Raw genomic sequence first — 18,194 nt, 5'->3', positions numbered from 1 at the left:
TAACTACGCTGTCGGCATTATAAAAGCAAAGAACAGACCACTTTGTATTTTATTTTTATTTTCAACAAGTTATATATTTATTGATAAATTAAAGAGCTGCCACAGGAGTGCAAAGAAAAACCTTGGTGCAATGCGCGCACAATTTTGGTGAGCTAAAATTAACCAATTGATATTTATAGGTAAGGCTAATCTACATTACGTTTTACAACCGCTAACGTTTTATCCAATGCACCACTGTTTTCCTCTAAAACTTTACGGCCGGCTTTTCCAGCTTCTTCTCGTTTCAACGGGTTATTAATCCAAGCTTCACACTGCTGAGCAATTTCCTGTGCATTCTCTATTTTGGTAAGGGCACCACGTTCTGCCAAATACTCACAAATTACTGGGTTGTTATAGGTATGCGGCCCCATCATTATGGGAATTGAAAAGGCGGCTGGCTCTAGCGCATTATGGCCACCTCGATTTGCAATCGAGCCACCTACAAACGCGAAACTGGCAACGCTATAAGCACTATTTAATTTGCCCATTTCATCAAGCAAAATAACGTTATTTTCTGGGGATATAGCATCAATGTTACTTGTACGAACGTATTCAAGTTCGTTTTGCTCTAAAAGCTTAGCGACTGTATCAAACCGTTCTGGATGACGAGGCACTAACAGTAGGCGAAGATTAACTGCACTTGATGAGCCGATTATCTTTATGGCATCAATCATGGCTTGCTCTTCAAGATCGTGGGTACTGCCAGCAACTAATATTGGGCCATCTGTTAGTGAAAGGCCCATAAACCCTACGCTTTGATCCGTTTTGCTAGCAGCTTGGTCAAACTTAATATTATTGGTTTGGGTCATACGTGTTTCAGGCATACCGAGTGCAAGGTAATTATTGTAATCACGTTGGCCTTGAGTACATATATGAGAAAGTTTGTTTAGCATCGGCCTAAATAGCTTACTTATCTTCATGTAGCGCTTGGCCGACCTATCTGTCATACGCGCATTAATCACCATTATCGGTATGTGACGCTTCCAGCAGGCATGTATAAAGTTAGGCCATAATTCGACTTCGGTAATAAGTACTGCTTTAGGTTTAACGCGCTTTATCATTGCAGCCATGGCCGTATGCAGGTCATAGGGTAAGTAAAAATGATGCACAGTATTACCAAAAATATCACGTACCCTTGCCGATCCTGTGGGTGTAGTGGTGGTCACCGTAATTTGTGTATCTGGCTCAGCCTGAATGATGCGCTTTATTAAGCAAGATGCCGCCACCACTTCACCAACTGAAACACAGTGAAACAGGTAACCGCCAGTTTTAGGGGGTATAGCTACGAAACCGAATCGTTCAAACCGGCGCTGGTTATATTCTTTATTTCTTGTCGAACCACGGCGCATTAGCTGGATAAATGCGAAAGGGATAATGCAAAATAATACACAGGAGTAAAGCCAGCGACAGACATCTTCTAGTAATGTAGGTCTGTATTCGGCTTCTTTACCGCCTCTTATCATTAGTAATTCCTATTGTTATTCTTTGGCAGCCTGACTGGCTAACTACACAATAAACGAAAAGCGTAGCGCTAAGCTAGGTCGTCATCAAACTGACGTTATTATGTGTTTTACTCACCCATTATAACTCGTCTACATGTAAGTTTTATGAGCTCTACTGCAACCCAGCCGAACGTACTTTTAATCAGGCTTAGCGCTATTGGTGACATTGTAATGGCCTCAGGGCTTCCGTCCAGCATAAAAGCAGCTCTACCAAATGCCCGAGTTACTTGGTTAGTCGAAAAACCGTATGCAGAGCTAATACTGCACCACCCTTTTGTAGATGACATTCTTGTATGGCCGAAAAGCGAATGGAAAGCGTTTGGTAAGAAGCGCGCCTATTGGTCTTTGTTCAAATCCGTTCTGGCATTTAGGCGACAACTCCGCGATAAAGGCTTTACCCACGCCATTGATGCCCAAGGCTTACTTAAAAGTGCCTTTTTAGCCTATCTCAGTGGCGCGGCCCACCGTATTGGTTTTAACAGTAGAGAGCAAAGCCAGCGCTTTTTGACCGACACGATAGATAAACCAATATCAGAAGAAATCAGTAGCGAGTACCGATTTTTAGCAAAGCATATGGGCGCTAACTCCTACCAACTACATGTCGAAATGGGGGAAGCTGCCACACTACAATTACGGCGCACACTAGATGCACTGTTGGTGAATAGCAATTATATTGTACTAGCCCCCTTTACTACCCGCCCGCAAAAGCACTGGCCAATTAATCACTGGAAGCAACTTATCACTCTGATTCGTCAACACAGTGATATCGCTATTGTTATTCTAGGCGGCCCGTCAGATAGCTGTGATGCAGAGTCACTAACCTTCAATGATAGTGATGTTTATTCATTAGCGGGGCATATATCGTTAGCAGTATCAGCCGTGGCCGTGAAACAGTCTAAAGCCTTTATTGGCGTTGATACTGGCTTAACACACATGGCGGTCACTTTTCTTCGCCCTACAGTTGCTCTTTTTGGGTCTACCTGTCCGTATACATATACTGATAATGCCAACACTCATGTATTATATAAAAGCCTAGTCTGTGCGCCATGCAAGCGTAAACCAACCTGTAATGGTACATTTGACTGTATGGCATCCATTCGCCCAGAAGAAGTTTTTACCACTGTGAAGGAATACTTGTGAGCTTAAAGATTTTGCATATTGAATTGGGTCGAAACCTGTACGGCGGCGCTAAACAAGTGGTCTACTTGTTAGATTCACTGAACCGTCAGTTTGATTACGAAAACCACTTAATATGTCCAGAAGACAGTAAAATTGCGTCGCTGGCCCTTTCGGGCTGCCAAACACATACTATTTCCTATCGCGGAGAAACCGACTTATTTGCAGTAAAACGCATGGTGAACATCGCTCGTAAAATTAAGGCCGACGTGATTCATGTACATAGCCGCCGTGGGGCAGATGTATTCGGCGCCATGGTAGCAAAGATAACCGGCATTCCCGCTATATGCACCCGACGAGTAGATAATCCTGAGTCACTGTTTGCTACCTACAAGTACAGCCAGTTTGCGGCTGTAGCGAGTATTTCCGAGGGCGTATTTAATGTAGTGAGCCATCACTGTGAGGCGGTAAAACACCAACCGGTTATTCACTCATCAGTAGACTTTAAGGAGTTCTCTAAGACTGCGGACAAAGCGTGGCTAAGTGAAACCTTTTCCATCCCTTCAGACCATACAGTTATTGCCAACTTTGCTCAGCTTATATCTCGTAAAGGCCAAGCCGATATTATTTTGGCTATGGAAAAAGTGGTTCAAAATAACCCTAAAGTAAGCTGCTTACTCTTTGGCAAAGGGAATCTTAAAGAAAGCTATCAAGCGCTTATCGAACGACATCTTCTCACCGAACATGTGCACCTGTGCGGCTTTACCGATGAGGTCAGCAAAATTCTGCCGAGTGTTGATATTGTGGTTCACCCCGCTTATGCAGAGGGCTTGGGCGTTATTCTTCTTCAAGCGGGAGCCTGTAAGCGTGCTGTGGTATCTACACCTGTAGGCGGCATTCCAGAAATTATCGAGCATGATGAAACGGGATTAATGGTGACGCCAGGGAATATAGATGAAATAGCCGATGCGCTGATTACACTGGTAAATGATAAGCAAACCCGAGAGACCTTAGGCAATCAGTTGTATCAACATGTAAAAGGGCATTTCAGTACCAAGGAAATGGCTGCCAGTTATAGCGAGTTGTATTTGACCGTCACACAGCCATCTTAATTTTGTATTGTTGAATTTTAAGCAATAAAAAAGCCGCTCAAGAGCGGCTTTTTCAATTGTAAGAAAAGTCAGCGATTAAACGCCAGCTTTTTCTACAACGCTAACCAATGTCCAATTTTTGCTTTTAGACAATGGACGACATTCACTAATAGTGACTACGTCGCCTTGGTTACATACGTTTTCTTCATCGTGGGCGTGAAGTTTAGTAGAACGTTTGATGAACTTCCCGTAGATAGGGTGTTTTACAAAACGCTCAACAACAACAGTAATGGTTTTATCCATCTTGTTGCTAACCACACGACCTTGCACTGTACGAACTTTTTGTTCAGTCATTACGCATCAGCCTTTTGAGTCAGAATGGTTTTAACACGCGCGATGTTACGACGTACAGTTCTCAATTGATCAGTCTTTTCAAGTTGACCAGTTGAGTGCTGCATGCGCAAGTTGAACTGTTCGCGTAGCAGGTTAATCAACTCTGCGTTCAGCTCTTCTACGCTTTTTTCTTTCAGTTCAGTCGCTTTCATTACATCACCGTCCGAGTTACAAAGGTTGTCTTAAATGGCAGTTTAGCCGCTGCCAATTCAAACGCTTCGCGTGCTAGAGATTCAGGAACACCTTCCATCTCATAAAGAACACGTCCAGGTTGAATTTGGCATACCCAGTACTCAACGTTACCTTTACCTTTACCTTGACGCACTTCAAGAGGCTTCTCAGTAATTGGCTTATCAGGGAAAACTCGAATCCAAATTTTACCTTGACGTTTAACGTGACGAGTCATAGCACGACGCGCTGCTTCGATTTGGCGAGCGGTCATACGACCACGGCCAACTGCTTTCAGGCCATAAGTACCGAAGCTTACCTTGCTCCCCGCAATGGCAAGACCACGGTTACGACCTTTATGCATTTTACGAAATTTCGTACGCTTTGGTTGTAACATGATTTAGCCCTCACGCTTAGAGTTGCGGCCTTTCTTCTTAGGTTGAGCAGGCGGAGCTTGCTCTTGAGTTGTAGGCAAACCGCCCAGAACTTCACCTTTGAAGATCCATACCTTCACACCAATAATACCGTAGGTAGTTGCAGCTTCTGAAGTTGCGTAATCGATATCTGCACGGAATGTGTGCAGAGGTACGCGACCTTCACGGTACCATTCAGAACGAGCAATTTCTGCTCCGCCCAAACGGCCACTTACTTCAACTTTAATACCCTTAGCACCAAGACGCATTGCGTTTTGTACCGCGCGCTTCATAGCACGACGGAACATTACACGACGCTCTAGCTGGCTAGAGATACTATCGGCAACCAGTTGTCCGTCAAGCTCAGGCTTGCGAACTTCTGCAATGTTAATCTGAGCTGGCACACCGGCTAGCTTAGAAACATAGGCGCGAAGCTTCTCTACATCTTCACCTTTTTTACCGATTACTACGCCTGGACGAGCAGTGTGAATAGTCACACGGATGCTCTTAGCAGGACGCTCGATCACGATTTTAGAAAGTGAAGCGCTTTTAAGCTGTTTAGTCAGATACTTACGTACCTGATGATCGTTATACAGGTTATCCGCATAGTCACCAGTATTAGCGTACCAGGTAGAAGTCCATGGTTTACTGATACCCAGGCGTATACCTGTAGGATGTACCTTCTGTCCCATTATCTACTCCTAGTTATCCGCTACAACCACAGTGATGTGACTGCTACGCTTAAAGATACGATCTGCACGGCCTTTGGCACGTGGCTTGATACGTTTCATAGTTGGACCTTCGTCAACGAAAACCTTGGCAACGACTAATTCGTCGATGTCAGCGCCTTCATTGTGTTCTGCATTTGCAATCGCAGATTCCAAAACTTTTTTAACCAGCGCTGCGCTTTTCTTCGGGCTGTACGTAAGAAGCTCAAGCGCTTTCTCAACGTGCATACCGCGAATTTGATCCGCTACCAAGCGTGCTTTTTGAGCAGACGAGCGGGCAAAACGGTGTTTAGCTAATGCTTCCATTTATCCTACCCCTTATCGTTTGCTTTTCTTATCCGCGACATGGCCGCGGTAAGTACGCGTTGGCGCAAATTCGCCCAACTTGTGGCCGACCATTTCATCGCTGATGATGACTGGAACGTGCTGGCGACCGTTATGGACCGCAATGGTCAACCCAATCATATCTGGGATGATCATAGAACGACGAGACCAAGTCTTAATTGGTTTACGTTCGTTCTTTTCCACTGCAGCCTCTACCTTCTTCAGCAAGTGAAGGTCAATAAATGGACCCTTCTTGAGAGAACGTGGCATGGTGAATCCTCGCTGTTACTTATTACGACGACGTACGATAAGTTTATCGGTACGCTTGTTACTTCGGGTTTTCTTACCTTTAGTAGGAACACCCCAAGGAGATACTGGATGACGACCACCCGACGTGCGTCCTTCACCACCACCGTGTGGGTGGTCTACTGGGTTCATGGCAACACCACGAACTGTAGGACGAACACCACGCCAGCGGGTTGCACCGGCTTTACCCAGTGAACGCAGCATGTGCTCTGCATTGCCTACTTCACCAATGGTGGCGCGGCAATCAGATAGTACTTTACGCATTTCGCCAGAACGTAGACGCAAGGTAACATAGTTTCCGTCACGTGCTAGGATCTGAGCATAAGCACCGGCAGAACGTGCAATTTGTGCACCTTTACCAGGCTTCATTTCAATTGCGTGTACAACAGAACCTACTGGGATATTACGCATTGGTAATGTGTTACCAGACTTGATCGGAGCATCCGAACCAGACTGGATTGCATCACCAGCTTTCATACCCTTTGGAGCCAGAATGTAACGACGCTCACCATCTGCATACAATACTAAAGCAATGTTAGCAGAACGGTTAGGATCGTATTCTAAACGCTCAACAGCGGCTGGAATGCCGTCTTTGTTGCGTTTAAAGTCAATCACACGGTAGTGTTGTTTATGACCACCACCAATATGACGAGTTGTAATACGACCATGGTTGTTACGACCGCCAGATTTGCTGTTCTTTTCAAGCAAAGGTGCGTAAGGCGCGCCTTTGTGAAGGTCAGGGTTAGTAACCTGAACAACGTGACGACGACCGGCAGAAGTTGGCTTAGCTTTCAATAATGGCATTTCTAATCCCCTTCTTACTCAGCGCCACCGACAAAGTCGATGTCCTGACCTTCTTTAAGAACCACGTAGGCCTTTTTCCAGTCACTGCGTTTACCGAAAGACTGACCGTGACGCTTGGTTTTACCCTTAACGTTTACAGTACGAACGCCTTCAACCTCAACTTCAAACAGTTTTTCAACTGCAGCTTTGATTTCAGCTTTGTTCGAATCTTTCGCTACTTTAAATACAACCGTGTTGCTTGCTTCAGCAGCCATAGTAGACTTTTCTGAAACATGCGGTGCTAAAAGCACCTTCAGTAGACGTTCTTCTTTCATGCTAACGCCTCCTCAAGTTGTTTAACCGCATCAGCTGTAATTAGCACTTTTTCAAATGCAATCAAACTTACTGGGTCGATGCCTGCAACATCACGTACGTCAACTTTGTACAAGTTGCGTGCCGCTAGGAACAAGTTCTCATCAACATCAGCAGTAACGATAAGAACGTCATTTAGTTCATAGTCGTTAAGCTTAGCAATAAGTTCTTTTGTCTTAGGTGCTTCCACACCAAACTTCTCTACCACAACCAAACGGTCTTGACGGATTAGTTCAGACAAGATGCTTTTGATAGCACCACGATACATTTTCTTGTTAACTTTTTGATCAAAGTCACGAGGCTTGGCTGCGAATGCACGGCCACCACCAACCCAAATTGGGCTGCGGATAGTACCAGCACGAGCACGGCCTGTGCCTTTTTGACGCCATGGCTTCTTACCACCACCACGTACTTCAGCGCGAGTCTTCTGCGCCTTTGTACCCTGACGAGCACCTGCACCGTAAGCTACAACGACTTGGTGTACCAAGGCTTCGTTGAATTCACGTCCAAAGGTCGCTTCGGATACTTCAAGAGCGCTTTGCGCATCTTTCAATGTTAATTCCATCAGTTCACTCCCCAGACGTTACGCTTTAACAGCTGGCTTGACGATTACATCGCCGCCAGTTGCGCCAGGTACGGCACCTTTAACAAGGATTAGGCTGTTTTCTACGTCTACACGTACCACTTCCAAAGATTGGGTAGTCACTTGCTTGTTACCAAGCTGACCAGCCATTTTCTTACCTTTGAAAACTTTACCAGGTGATTGGTTTTGACCAATCGAACCAGGTGCACGGTGAGACAAAGAGTTACCGTGAGTCATACGTTGTGAACTAAAGTTCCAACGTTTGATCGCGCCAGCAAAACCTTTACCTTTTGATGTACCAGTGACATCAATCTTTTTAGTGTCGTTAAAGATTTCAACAGTGATTTCACTGCCTACTTCAATATCGCCACCTTCGTTATCTTCCAGGCGGAATTCTACTAGAGCACGACCTGCTTCAACACCAGCTTTGGCAAAATGACCTGCTTCAGCTTTGTTAACGCGGTTCGTTTTCTTGCTTCCAGTAGTAACCTGAAGAGCGCGATAACCGTCAAGTTCTTCAGTACGTAACTGAGTCACACGGTTTGGGGTCGCTTCAATAACAGTCACAGGGATAGACGTACCATCTTCAGTGAAGATGCGAGTCATACCCACTTTACGACCGACTAGACCAATCGCCATTGTTATTACCCTCTCTTGTTAGCCCAGGCTGATTTGAACATCAACACCGGCAGCCAAGTCCAAACGCATCAACGCGTCAACTGTTTTATCAGTTGGCTCAATGATGTCTACTAAACGCTTGTGAGTACGAATCTCATATTGATCACGTGCATCTTTATTTACGTGAGGAGATGTCAATACTGTATAGCGTTCTTTGCGAGTAGGCAGAGGAATAGGACCGCTGACCTGAGCACCAGTACGTTTCGCCGTTTCAACGATTTCAGCCGTAGACTGATCGATCAACTTGTGATCAAACGCTTTCAAACGAATACGAATTCTTTGATTTGGCATCGATTAAGCTCCAATCGAAAGAACAAAAAAATTCACCTTTTCTCTTCCATTTTATTCTGGAAAGAAAAGATGTGCGTAAACCGATGGTTCCCAATTGGAACCCTGTTCTTTTTCCTAACACGCCTGTAGCAGTCTTATCTTATCGATTTCGCTTGCTACGCTGGCAACCACCCTAAAAGCAGTGAGGTCGCGGCTAGAAACATTGCCCTATTTGGGCAGTGGGCGCGAATTATACAGAAGGCAGGATACATTGCAACTGCTAGATCGCTTTTTGTACACATTAATTGCAAATATATGACTTTAGTACAGCTGCTTCTTTTTTATAGGTGATGTAAAGTTACGTTATTGTTGCACTACCTTAATGTAAGTTGTATTGCCGTTAATGCGCTATACCTATAAGGTGGTAAAACGTATGCCACAATGTTTAATCAAATTTGGATATAGCAGCGTTACGCTGTGCTAAGAGCACTATGGAAGTAGAAGACAGTCAGCATATTTTCACCCATGTTAAACGCATTCTGAATAATCACTCGTCTTTATTAGACGCTTACAGTTTGCTTGAGCCCATCATCCTTAACATGTTTGGTGCTACCCGTATGAGCATCTTTCAGCGTCGCCGACAACACCAAGACTTGGTCGCTCGGTTTAAAACGGGTAAAGAAACCTTAGAGATTAAAGTCCCTATAAGCCCTATGTCTATTGCAGGCTATGTTGCTATCTCACAACTGCCTTTACTCATAGCCGACCCTTATAACGCCGCTGAGCTGAAAGCTATTCATCCTCGTTTACGGTTTGCTGATAAATTCGATAAAGACAACGACTTCAAAACCACTAATATTTTGTGTGTGCCTATTCTTAATGCCGGCGTATTGATGGGCGTTATGCAAATTATCAATAAACAAAACGGCAGTTTTGATGATAATGATTTAGCGCGCGCCAACGACTTAGCATTAGTGTTAGGGGCTAAATTCCGTTATGAACTTGGTGGTACAAACAATCCATTTGATTCTTTATTACATAAAGGTTTAATAAACGAACCTGCATTAAAAGCACTGCTATCTACTTCTAAAGACACTCGCACTATCGTGCAGGGTTTGATGTCAGAGCATCGCGTTCCCGAGCATGAAATTGGGCATTCCCTTTCTATTCATTACCAGGTTCCCTTTATTGGTTATTTACCCGATAAGTACCATCGTTATGAAGGTGAAAGTAAACTAAACCTGTCTTATCTTAAACGTAACCATGTTGCGGTTATTTCTGATGTGGAAGGTAATCCCATTGTATTAATGGCAGAGCCTAATAACGCGGCGCTGTTGATGGAAACGGAAAGCGCGTTGGGTATAGAGAGCTATGAAATTGCTGTTGGCCTACCTCACCACATACTACAGTATTTGGGTGAAGGTGGCGGCGGTGCTGCCCCAGGCGACATGAATGAAATTCTTGATGAGATTGGTTTATCAAGTGAGGAAAACGACGAGCTTGTCGATGAACTTTCCGACGATGCCCCTGCGGTAGTACGTTTGGTTAGTCGTGTATTACACGATGCAAAACGCCTTGGCGCATCTGATATTCATATCGACCCTGAGAAGAATGCCCCTACTCGTGTAAGAATGCGAGTTGATGGCGTGTGCCGTGACATGAACAAGGTGCCTAACTCACACCATAATGCGGTTATTGCCCGTATTAAAATTATGTCTAACCTAAACATTGCAGAAAAGCGTGTACCTCAAGACGGTAAGTTAGCGTTTAAGATGAATGGGCAGCTGGTAGAAGTGCGTGTTGCCACCATTCCTACTGTGGCCGGTGAAGGTGTAGTTATGCGTTTGCTAGCATCTGGCGGTGCTATGCCTATCGAGAAAATGAACTTAGCGCCTACCAATTTGAAGCGCTTAGAAGACATGATTAAAAAGCCACATGGCATTTTATTAGTGGTGGGTCCAACAGGTTCCGGTAAAACCACCACCCTGCATGCTATTTTAGGTTATTTAAACACGCCTGAGAAAAAAATATGGACCGCAGAAGACCCAGTAGAGATTACCCAGCCCGGTTTGCAGCAGGTGCAGGTAAGTCCCAAAATAGGCTTCACGTTTGCTAACGCCCTACGGGCATTTTTGCGAGCCGACCCCGATATTATTCTTATTGGTGAGATGCGTGATAAAGAAACAGCTCACGCTGGCATTGAAGCCTCGCTTACTGGTCACCTGGTATTATCTACCCTACATACCAACTCTGCACCTGAAACCATTACTCGTCTGTTAGATTTAGGACTAGACCCCGTAAACTTCTCAGATGCCTGCGTAGGTATATTAGCCCAGCGCCTTATTCGAACCCTTTGTGGTAAGTGTAAAGAAGAGTACGTAGCTAGTGATACTGACATGGCCTTCATTGAAAGGCAGTATGGTGCGCAGATGCTAGATGAATTAGCGTTGCCTTCTCCGCTCAAACTTCACAGAGCAAAAGGCTGTGAAGAATGTGGTAATACAGGCTATAAAGGCAGAACAGGGGTTCATGAGCTTCTAGGAATGACACCTGAATTACGCTCGTTGGTTTACAAAGAAGCCAGTGTTTCAGAGATGAAAAAGCAAGCCACCCAAGACGGTATGCGCACCTTAGTACAAGATGCCATTTTTAAAGTCATTAAAGGGGATACTGACATTCCACAGGTGCAAATTGTGGGCGGCGATTAATCATGAAATATTTACTAACACTCTAATTTTGTAGATTTGAGCGTTTCAGTATTAAATAAAGCTAATACATTTATGACTAAAGGAAAGGAAACCAAGATGAAAGCAATAGCTTTTGCGATGTTATTCGCAGGCATACTAGTATCAACGGCAGCAGACGCCCAATCAAGTACCAAAGACAAAATGTGGGAGAGTGAATATCTTTCGATTGTTGAAGGTGGTTTGTACGCGCTAAAAGCTGAAAAATACGAAGAGGCCTATACTAAGTTACTGGAAGGCGCGAAACTGGGTAATAAGACATCCCAATATTACTTAGCTCAAATGTATTTTCAGGGTTGGGGAATTGAACCTAACTATGAAGAGGGTTGGTTGTGGTTGCAAGTCGCGATGGAACAAAAAACGGCGGAGTGGAATCGTTCTTTTCGCTCTATTCGTGATGCTTTGCCAGAAGATTTCAAGACCTCGATGCAGCCCTATGTAGATGAACACATTGCACTGTATGGCGCGAAAGCTCAAGACTTACGCTGCGAAAAGCGTGCGGCAATTGGCTCTAATATTAAAGAGATTATCTGTAGTAAGCGATTCTACTAATTAATCGGTTAATTCATAAAAAAAGCCCGAAATTCATCGGGCTTTTTTACTTTTAGCTCCTAGCGCACTAAAACGCTAAACGCCGCTTTTTATCCAATCCCTATTTCTTCAAATATTGACGAATTACATAATGCAAAATACCGCCGTTTTCGAAATAAGTGAACTCGTTTGAGGTATCGATTCGAATATCCATCGAGAACGTTTGCGACTCGCCTGCATCAGACGTTACAGTTACATCTACTTCTTTTTGGTCGCGACTTACTGCACCAATTGAGAAGGTTTCGTTACCTTTAATTCCTAAGCTACTCGCACTGTCGCCAGGCTTAAACTGCAACGGTAATATGCCCATACCAATTAGGTTAGAACGGTGAATACGCTCATAGCTTTCCACCATTACCGCTTTCACGCCCATTAATGAGGGTCCTTTGGCGGCCCAATCTCGGCTAGAGCCTGTACCGTATTCTTTACCGCCAACGACCACAGCACCAACGCCTTCCTCTTTATAACGCATAGCCGCGTGGTAAATAGACATAGAATCACCGCTTGGGTAGTGGGTAGTTGCACTGCCCTTTGTACCTGGCGCTAACTGATTCTGTAAGCGAACATTAGCAAAAGTCCCCCGCATCATTACTTCGTGGTTACCACGCCTAGAACCGTAAGAATTAAAGTCTTTGGTATCTACGCCCTCTGCTTGCAAGTATTCACCTGCAGGGCTGTCTGGCGCTATCGCGCCTGCCGGAGAGATATGATCTGTGGTGATTGAATCGCCCACTTTTACCAAACATCTCGCGTTCTCGATAGCGCTAAGAGCTTCAGGTTGCTCGCCCATGGTTTGGAAAAACGGCGGATGTTTAATATAGGTAGAGTCGGGCCAATCGTATACCGATGTTGGGCTAACCGTTAGGTCATTCCACACACCACTTCCTTTAAATACGTCTGCGTATTTTGCCTTGAAGATATCACTGGTGACATGTTCGGCAATATGGCTTTGAATTTCATCTTCACTTGGCCAGATATCTTTTAAATATACTGGCTCGCCATTGCTGCCTAACCCTAATGGCTCTTTAGTAATATCAATATTCATATTACCGGCTAACGCATAGGCCACCACCAATGGTGGCGACGCTAAGTAATTCGCTGCAACATCTGAATGAATACGACCTTCGAAGTTACGGTTCCCTGATAGTACAGAGGTAACAGTAAGCTTGGCCTTCTTGATTGCATCGCTAATAGCATCAGGCAAGGGCCCTGAGTTACCAATACACGTAGTACAACCATAACCTACAAGGTTGAAACCGAGTGCTTCTAGTGGGTCCATCAAGTTTGCATCTTCAAGGTATTGCGTCACCACCTGCGAACCAGGGGCCAATGACGTTTTTACCCAAGGCTTTCGGGTTAACCCTTTTTCCGCCGCTTTTTTAGCAAGTAACCCTGCACCAATAAGCACTGAAGGGTTTGATGTATTGGTACAACTGGTAATGGCGGCAATAACAATAGCGCCATCTTCTAAGTTAAATTTATTGCCACGGAATTCTACATACGAATCATGCTCTTCGTTCACTTCAGGTACTGCACCGCCTTCTGCGACAAACTCAGTTTCTTCGTCTAGCACTTTCACATCAATCTGCGAACGGTGCCATTCATTGAATGCCTTCGAAGCGTTATCTAGCGCAATTCTATCTTGAGGGCGTTTAGGTCCTGCAATAGAAGGCACAACGTCGTTTAAGTCCAGCTCTAAAGTTTCGTGGTATTGTGCATCTTTACTGAAGTCGTCGTGCCACAGCGAACTTTCCTTCGCATACGCTTCAACAAGTTTAATCTGTGATTCGTCACGCCCGGTTAAGCGCAGATAATCTAGCGCCACTGCATCGATAGGAAAGATACCGCAGGTTGCACCATATTCTGGTGCCATGTTAGCAATAGTGGCGCGATCGGCTGTGGTTAAATGCTTCAAGCCCGGACCATAGAATTCTACGAACTTACCCACAACACCGTGTGCTCGTAATTGCTGGGTAATAGTCAGCACCATGTCGGTTGCGGTTACGCCGGTAGGCAGTTTACCATCTAAACGAAAGCCCACTACTTTAGGTAGTAGCATGGTAACGGGTTGGCCTAGCATGGCCGCTTCCGCTTCAATACCGCCTACACCCCAGCCTAATACGCCAAGCCCATTAATCATGGTGGTGTGTGAATCGGTGCCTACAAGCGTATCGGGATACACTAGAGTGTCGTTACCTTCTTGCTTGGTGAAAGCAACACGAGCAAGGTATTCAAGGTTAACTTGGTGGACTATTCCTCGACCAGGAGGAACAACTTTGAAATTATCGAAGCTTGATTGCCCCCATTTTAAAAACTGGTAACGCTCTTTATTGCGCTCAATTTCAACGTCGGTGTTTTTCTCTAACGCGTTTTCTTCTGCGAAGAAATCAACCATTACTGAATGGTCAATTACCAACTCCACGGGATTTAGGGGGTTAATAGCCTGAGCATCGCCCCCCAACTTGTTAACTGCATCGCGCATGGCGGCCAAATCAACAATGGCTGGAACACCAGTGAAATCCTGCAAGATAACGCGGGCAGGAACGAATGAGACTTCATGCTCGACGTGATTTTCAGTGTTCCAGGTAGCAACTTGTTCAATGTCGTCACTGGTCACAAACTCTTCGTTTTCGTGGCGCAGTAAGTTTTCTAAGAGAATTTTAATACAATACGGTAATCGGTCGAGCGCAAAGTTCTCATTTACTTTGTCAAAGCTAATGGCTTTGAAGGAATTGCCATCGACATCGATATTGGAAAAAGATTGATATTTCACGCGCTCACCATCCTTATTTGCCTGTCATAAATATAGTTTTAGGAGCAAATTAGGAAGCGCTAACCTTATTGAATTGCAGTGCTATTGGTCACTTCTATTTTGCACTGCAATGATTTAGCGCTCCTACTTACTCTCACTTATAGCTGTATACGGTAACAAAGTGAAAAAAAGTTCATGTTGATTTCATCCCCTTGCCCTAGCAGTTTACGTTGCTACTTAAAGGGTCTACTTTGCTACTTCGCTTGTCTTACCTGTTAAACTTGGCTTTTCGAAACTGGATTTTTCATTGCCGATCAACGATGATAGCGTTCATCTTTTTTCGTATCCGTCTGACGTACCAATTCATTGGCACTCGTCGGGCATTTTCACTTTAACGCCGCAGGTAACCTTACTATGTATAAACTGGTACTTATTCGTCATGGAGAAAGTCAGTGGAACCTTGAAAATCGTTTCACTGGTTGGCACGACGTCGACTTAACTGACACAGGTGTAGCACAAGCTAAAACCGCTGGTCAGTTAATGAAAGATGCAGGTTTTGAATTCGATCAGGCTTACACGTCTGTATTACTTCGTGCTATCAAAACGTTGAATATCTCTTTGGAAGAAATGGGTCAACACTACTTACCTGTTGAGCGTCACTGGCGTTTGAACGAGCGTCACTACGGTGCGCTTACAGGGCTAGACAAAGCTGAAACGGCCGCTAAGCATGGTGAAGAGCAAGTTAAAGTTTGGCGTCGTAGTTTCGACATTCCACCACCAGCAGTAGATACTGACAGCGAACACTTCCCAGGGGTAGATCGTCGTTACAATAACGTTGATGCCGAGATCCTTCCTCGCGGTGAAAGCTTGAAGATGACCATCGAGCGTGTACTTCCCTACTGGCACGATGTTATTCGTCCAGACATTCAAGCTGGCAAGCGCGTTATTATCGCTGCTCACGGCAACAGCCTTCGCGCATTGGTTAAATACTTAGATGGCATGTCTGATGAAGACGTACTAAGCCTAAATATTCCAACTGGCGTACCTTTGGTATACGAGCTAGACGAAAACTTGAAGCCTATCTCTAAAGAATACTTAGGCGACCCAGAAGCGATTAAAGCAATGATGGATGCCGTTGCTAAGCAAGGCAAAGCTAAGTAATCAAAAGCTTAGTAATTAAAGCTAACGCTGACTATTAGAGCGACAACTAAAAACCGCAAACAATGTTTGCGGTTTTTTTATGCCTACTAATCTTATATGGACACTTTTTAAAGCGTTTCCCTTTTCTACCATTATCATTGTTACTAATTTGTAAACAGCACCTAATCCCTCTACATTGGCATCAAGCTCAGTTTTTACAGCAGGTGCACTATGCAGGTATCGGTCTTCAAATCAGCCAATAAACTCATTACGGGCGAGGGTGCGTTAGCGAACCTTGCCAATGAGCTTTCAAGATTAAACATAAAGGCCCCCGCCATTATTACCGATAAAGGCGTTAGCCAATCAGGTGCCCTTAGCCATGTAACCAATGTGCTGAATTGCGAATGCACTATTGTAATAGACGACATTCCCCCTGAACCTGAAATAGGCATTATTGAGCAAAGACTTACTCGATTAAAACAACATAAAGTAGACGGAATTATTGCCGTTGGCGGCGGTAGCGCAATAGACAGCGCCAAAGTGCTTGCGGCTACGTTTGATTACACGGGCAATATTACAGAGCTGTTTGGTGAGAACTTGGTTGCAGGGCGCACATTACCCCTCATTGCCATTCCCACCACGGCGGGTACAGGTTCAGAAGTCACTAATATTGCCATATTGGCCGACCCCATCGCGCACGTTAAAAAAGGCATAGTAAGCGATTACCTGTTACCCGATGTTGCGATTGTGACACCTGAAATGACATTAAGCTGCCCGAAACACATTACTGCCGCCAGCGGTGTGGATGCCTTTGTGCATGCGCTTGAGGCCTACTTATCCGTTAATGCCAGCCCTATCACCGATGCACTGGCTAGCAAGGCCATGACACTTATCTTTCACTCGCTCCCCCTAGCCTATGCAAACGGCCACGATATTAAAGCACGTGAAGATATGGCAACAGGAAGTTTAATGGCAGGTTTGGCATTTGGGAACGCAGGAGTTGGCGCCGTGCATGCGCTAGCTTACCCCCTAGGCGGTCGCTTTCATTTATCTCACGGGATGAGCAATGCGGTTATGTTGCCCCATGTTATGCGCTGGAATATAGGCGCATGCCAACAGCGATTTGTAGATGTGGCGGTTTTTTTACACTTACCCGTTGCCAATAAAACCACGTTAGAGATTGCTAATCAGGTAGTAGATGCCATTGAAGCATTGTGCAGAAACGTAGAGATCCCCGCCACACTGCGTGACTTTGACATTAGCGAAGACGCTATTCCCTTGTTAGCGGAAGAAGCGAGCAAGGTGACTCGGTTACTACGTAACAACCCAAGAGTATTAAGCAAACAAGATATCGCACAGATATACAAAGAGGCGTTTTAAACGCCTCAGCAATCTTACTTAAGCAATCTTACTTATGCTTCTGGTTTAGTGGGCTTTATGCCCACATATACTTTCATGTTCATATTTCACTTGGTGGGGCTTATGGGATTAACTAAATTACTTAAATTGAAAGCTTATGTTTTAAAGCAGACAGATAAGCTATGGCATGAAATATGTAGCTTAACCTACTAGCCTCACATGATTTTATTATTTTTTCTGTGTAACTTACTATAGGTACGTAATTAAGCGACTCACTTTAACCATAGTTTTCAGTAGTGGCGTATTAATATATTATTTTGAAGATCTGGATACGGCTGGAGTCAGTCGATCAGCATAAGTAAGCTACATGGTAACTTCTACCAACGGGCTTCGCGCTAACTCACACTTTTCTACAAGCATAAAAAAAGGGCTATCCGTTAGGATAGCCCTTTCTTCGAATGGGAGCTTGGCAGTGTGCTACTCTCACATGGGGAAACGCTTGGCAGTGTGCTACTCTCACATGGGGAAACCCCACACTACCATCGCCGCTAATACGTTTCACTTCTGAGTTCGGAATGGGATCAGGTGGTACCGTATCGCTATGGCTGCCAAGGCAAAAACTTTTGCAAACGTTAGTTTGCGTAATACCGACTTATTTAGTCCATATTACTTTAATAATTAACAATTTAGGAATTCTGATATTCACGTAATCAATCTTTGAGCACTGAGTACTACTACTCTAGTTGCTATTAGCTTTGTCTTACAACACTCAAGATATAAAGCCTTGGTAAGGAGGTGATCCAACCCCAGGTTCCCCTAGGGTTACCTTGTTACGACTTCAC

At 44.6% G+C, this 18,194-nt stretch carries 19 protein-coding genes and 2 rRNA genes (1 of these 21 only partly in view); 6 read left to right on the top strand and 15 right to left on the bottom strand.

What is annotated here, in order from left to right; genetic code table 11:
- Window positions 1-185: 185 nt before the first annotated feature.
- On the bottom strand, window positions 186-1,502 hold the full coding sequence (locus AV939_RS01860) for a 3-deoxy-D-manno-octulosonic acid transferase (protein ID WP_061996882.1): 1,317 nt from the start codon (window positions 1,500-1,502) through the stop codon (window positions 186-188).
- 144 nt (window positions 1,503-1,646) lie between these two features.
- On the opposite strand from AV939_RS01860, the gene AV939_RS01855 reads away from it, so the two are divergent.
- Complete coding sequence (locus tag AV939_RS01855) at window positions 1,647-2,681, top strand: glycosyltransferase family 9 protein (protein WP_061996880.1); 1,035 nt, start codon at window positions 1,647-1,649, stop codon at window positions 2,679-2,681.
- Window positions 2,678-3,769: a glycosyltransferase gene (locus AV939_RS01850; protein WP_057794453.1), complete on the top strand. Its 1,092-nt coding sequence runs from the start codon at window positions 2,678-2,680 to the stop codon at window positions 3,767-3,769. Before AV939_RS01855 ends, AV939_RS01850 begins: the two co-directional genes overlap by 4 nt.
- 75 nt (window positions 3,770-3,844) lie before the next feature.
- Here AV939_RS01850 and rpsQ read toward each other — a convergent pair whose 3' ends face one another.
- The 11 genes from rpsQ to rpsJ are packed head-to-tail and all read right to left on the bottom strand — an operon-like array spanning window position 3,845 to window position 8,787.
- Entirely contained in the window at window positions 3,845-4,102 is a 258-nt protein-coding gene (gene rpsQ / locus AV939_RS01845) for a 30S ribosomal protein S17 (protein ID WP_013785726.1), read from the bottom strand.
- On the bottom strand, window positions 4,102-4,293 hold the full coding sequence (rpmC, locus tag AV939_RS01840; protein ID WP_013785727.1) for a 50S ribosomal protein L29: 192 nt from the start codon (window positions 4,291-4,293) through the stop codon (window positions 4,102-4,104). The genes rpsQ and rpmC overlap by 1 nt, the downstream gene beginning before the upstream one ends.
- Complete coding sequence (gene rplP, locus AV939_RS01835; RefSeq protein ID WP_013785728.1) at window positions 4,293-4,706, bottom strand: 50S ribosomal protein L16; 414 nt, start codon at window positions 4,704-4,706, stop codon at window positions 4,293-4,295. The genes rpmC and rplP overlap by 1 nt, the downstream gene beginning before the upstream one ends.
- Window positions 4,707-4,709: 3 nt before the next feature.
- On the bottom strand, window positions 4,710-5,414 hold the full coding sequence (rpsC, locus tag AV939_RS01830; RefSeq protein ID WP_013785729.1) for a 30S ribosomal protein S3: 705 nt from the start codon (window positions 5,412-5,414) through the stop codon (window positions 4,710-4,712).
- A 9-nt stretch (window positions 5,415-5,423) separates the two neighbouring features.
- Complete coding sequence (rplV, locus tag AV939_RS01825) at window positions 5,424-5,756, bottom strand: 50S ribosomal protein L22 (protein ID WP_013785730.1); 333 nt, start codon at window positions 5,754-5,756, stop codon at window positions 5,424-5,426.
- A 12-nt stretch (window positions 5,757-5,768) separates the two neighbouring features.
- Window positions 5,769-6,044, bottom strand: coding sequence for a 30S ribosomal protein S19 (rpsS, locus tag AV939_RS01820; protein WP_013785731.1), 276 nt, complete (start codon window positions 6,042-6,044; stop codon window positions 5,769-5,771).
- Window positions 6,045-6,059: 15 nt separating this feature from the next.
- Window positions 6,060-6,884: a 50S ribosomal protein L2 gene (gene rplB, locus AV939_RS01815; RefSeq protein WP_057794456.1), complete on the bottom strand. Its 825-nt coding sequence runs from the start codon at window positions 6,882-6,884 to the stop codon at window positions 6,060-6,062.
- A gap of 14 nt (window positions 6,885-6,898) precedes the next feature.
- Window positions 6,899-7,198, bottom strand: coding sequence for a 50S ribosomal protein L23 (gene rplW, locus AV939_RS01810; RefSeq protein ID WP_013785733.1), 300 nt, complete (start codon window positions 7,196-7,198; stop codon window positions 6,899-6,901).
- Complete coding sequence (gene rplD, locus AV939_RS01805) at window positions 7,195-7,800, bottom strand: 50S ribosomal protein L4 (protein ID WP_013785734.1); 606 nt, start codon at window positions 7,798-7,800, stop codon at window positions 7,195-7,197. Before rplD ends, rplW begins: the two co-directional genes overlap by 4 nt.
- A gap of 18 nt (window positions 7,801-7,818) precedes the next feature.
- Window positions 7,819-8,457 (bottom strand): 50S ribosomal protein L3, encoded by a 639-nt coding sequence (rplC, locus tag AV939_RS01800; protein ID WP_013785735.1) that lies wholly within the window; start codon window positions 8,455-8,457, stop codon window positions 7,819-7,821.
- 18 nt (window positions 8,458-8,475) lie between these two features.
- The gene (gene rpsJ / locus AV939_RS01795) at window positions 8,476-8,787 is read right to left on the bottom strand and encodes a 30S ribosomal protein S10 (protein WP_006012796.1); all 312 of its coding nucleotides are present in this window, start codon (window positions 8,785-8,787) and stop codon (window positions 8,476-8,478) included.
- Window positions 8,788-9,257: 470 nt separating this feature from the next.
- Between rpsJ and AV939_RS01790 the strand changes: the two genes are divergently transcribed.
- Complete coding sequence (locus AV939_RS01790) at window positions 9,258-11,474, top strand: GspE/PulE family protein (protein WP_082604982.1); 2,217 nt, start codon at window positions 9,258-9,260, stop codon at window positions 11,472-11,474.
- Between the two features lie 96 nt (window positions 11,475-11,570).
- Window positions 11,571-12,062 carry a sel1 repeat family protein gene (locus AV939_RS01785; RefSeq protein ID WP_061996869.1) on the top strand — a complete coding sequence of 164 codons (492 nt, stop codon included), beginning with the start codon at window positions 11,571-11,573 and terminating at the stop codon, window positions 12,060-12,062.
- Window positions 12,063-12,162: 100 nt separating this feature from the next.
- On the opposite strand, the gene acnA is transcribed toward AV939_RS01785, so the two are convergent.
- Window positions 12,163-14,874 (bottom strand): aconitate hydratase AcnA, encoded by a 2,712-nt coding sequence (acnA, locus tag AV939_RS01780; RefSeq protein WP_061996867.1) that lies wholly within the window; start codon window positions 14,872-14,874, stop codon window positions 12,163-12,165.
- A 393-nt stretch (window positions 14,875-15,267) separates the two neighbouring features.
- Between acnA and gpmA the strand changes: the two genes are divergently transcribed.
- On the top strand, window positions 15,268-16,014 hold the full coding sequence (gene gpmA / locus AV939_RS01775; protein ID WP_057794463.1) for a 2,3-diphosphoglycerate-dependent phosphoglycerate mutase: 747 nt from the start codon (window positions 15,268-15,270) through the stop codon (window positions 16,012-16,014).
- Window positions 16,015-16,224: 210 nt separating this feature from the next.
- Complete coding sequence (locus tag AV939_RS01770) at window positions 16,225-17,373, top strand: iron-containing alcohol dehydrogenase (protein WP_057794466.1); 1,149 nt, start codon at window positions 16,225-16,227, stop codon at window positions 17,371-17,373.
- Window positions 17,374-17,849: 476 nt separating this feature from the next.
- On the opposite strand, the gene rrf is transcribed toward AV939_RS01770, so the two are convergent.
- Both rrf and AV939_RS01760 read right to left on the bottom strand, forming a co-directional pair.
- Window positions 17,850-17,965, bottom strand: a 5S ribosomal RNA gene (gene rrf / locus AV939_RS01765).
- 175 nt (window positions 17,966-18,140) lie between these two features.
- Window positions 18,141-18,194: ribosomal RNA gene (locus AV939_RS01760) — 16S ribosomal RNA — on the bottom strand; it runs 1,479 nt beyond the window's last position.

Origin of the sequence: Alteromonas sp. Mac1 (genome assembly GCF_001562125.1) — a bacterium.
Taxonomy (GTDB): Bacteria; Pseudomonadota; Gammaproteobacteria; order Enterobacterales; family Alteromonadaceae; genus Alteromonas; species Alteromonas stellipolaris.
Note: the sequence above shows the minus strand (reverse complement) of the source record. Positions and strands in the feature narration are given on the sequence as shown.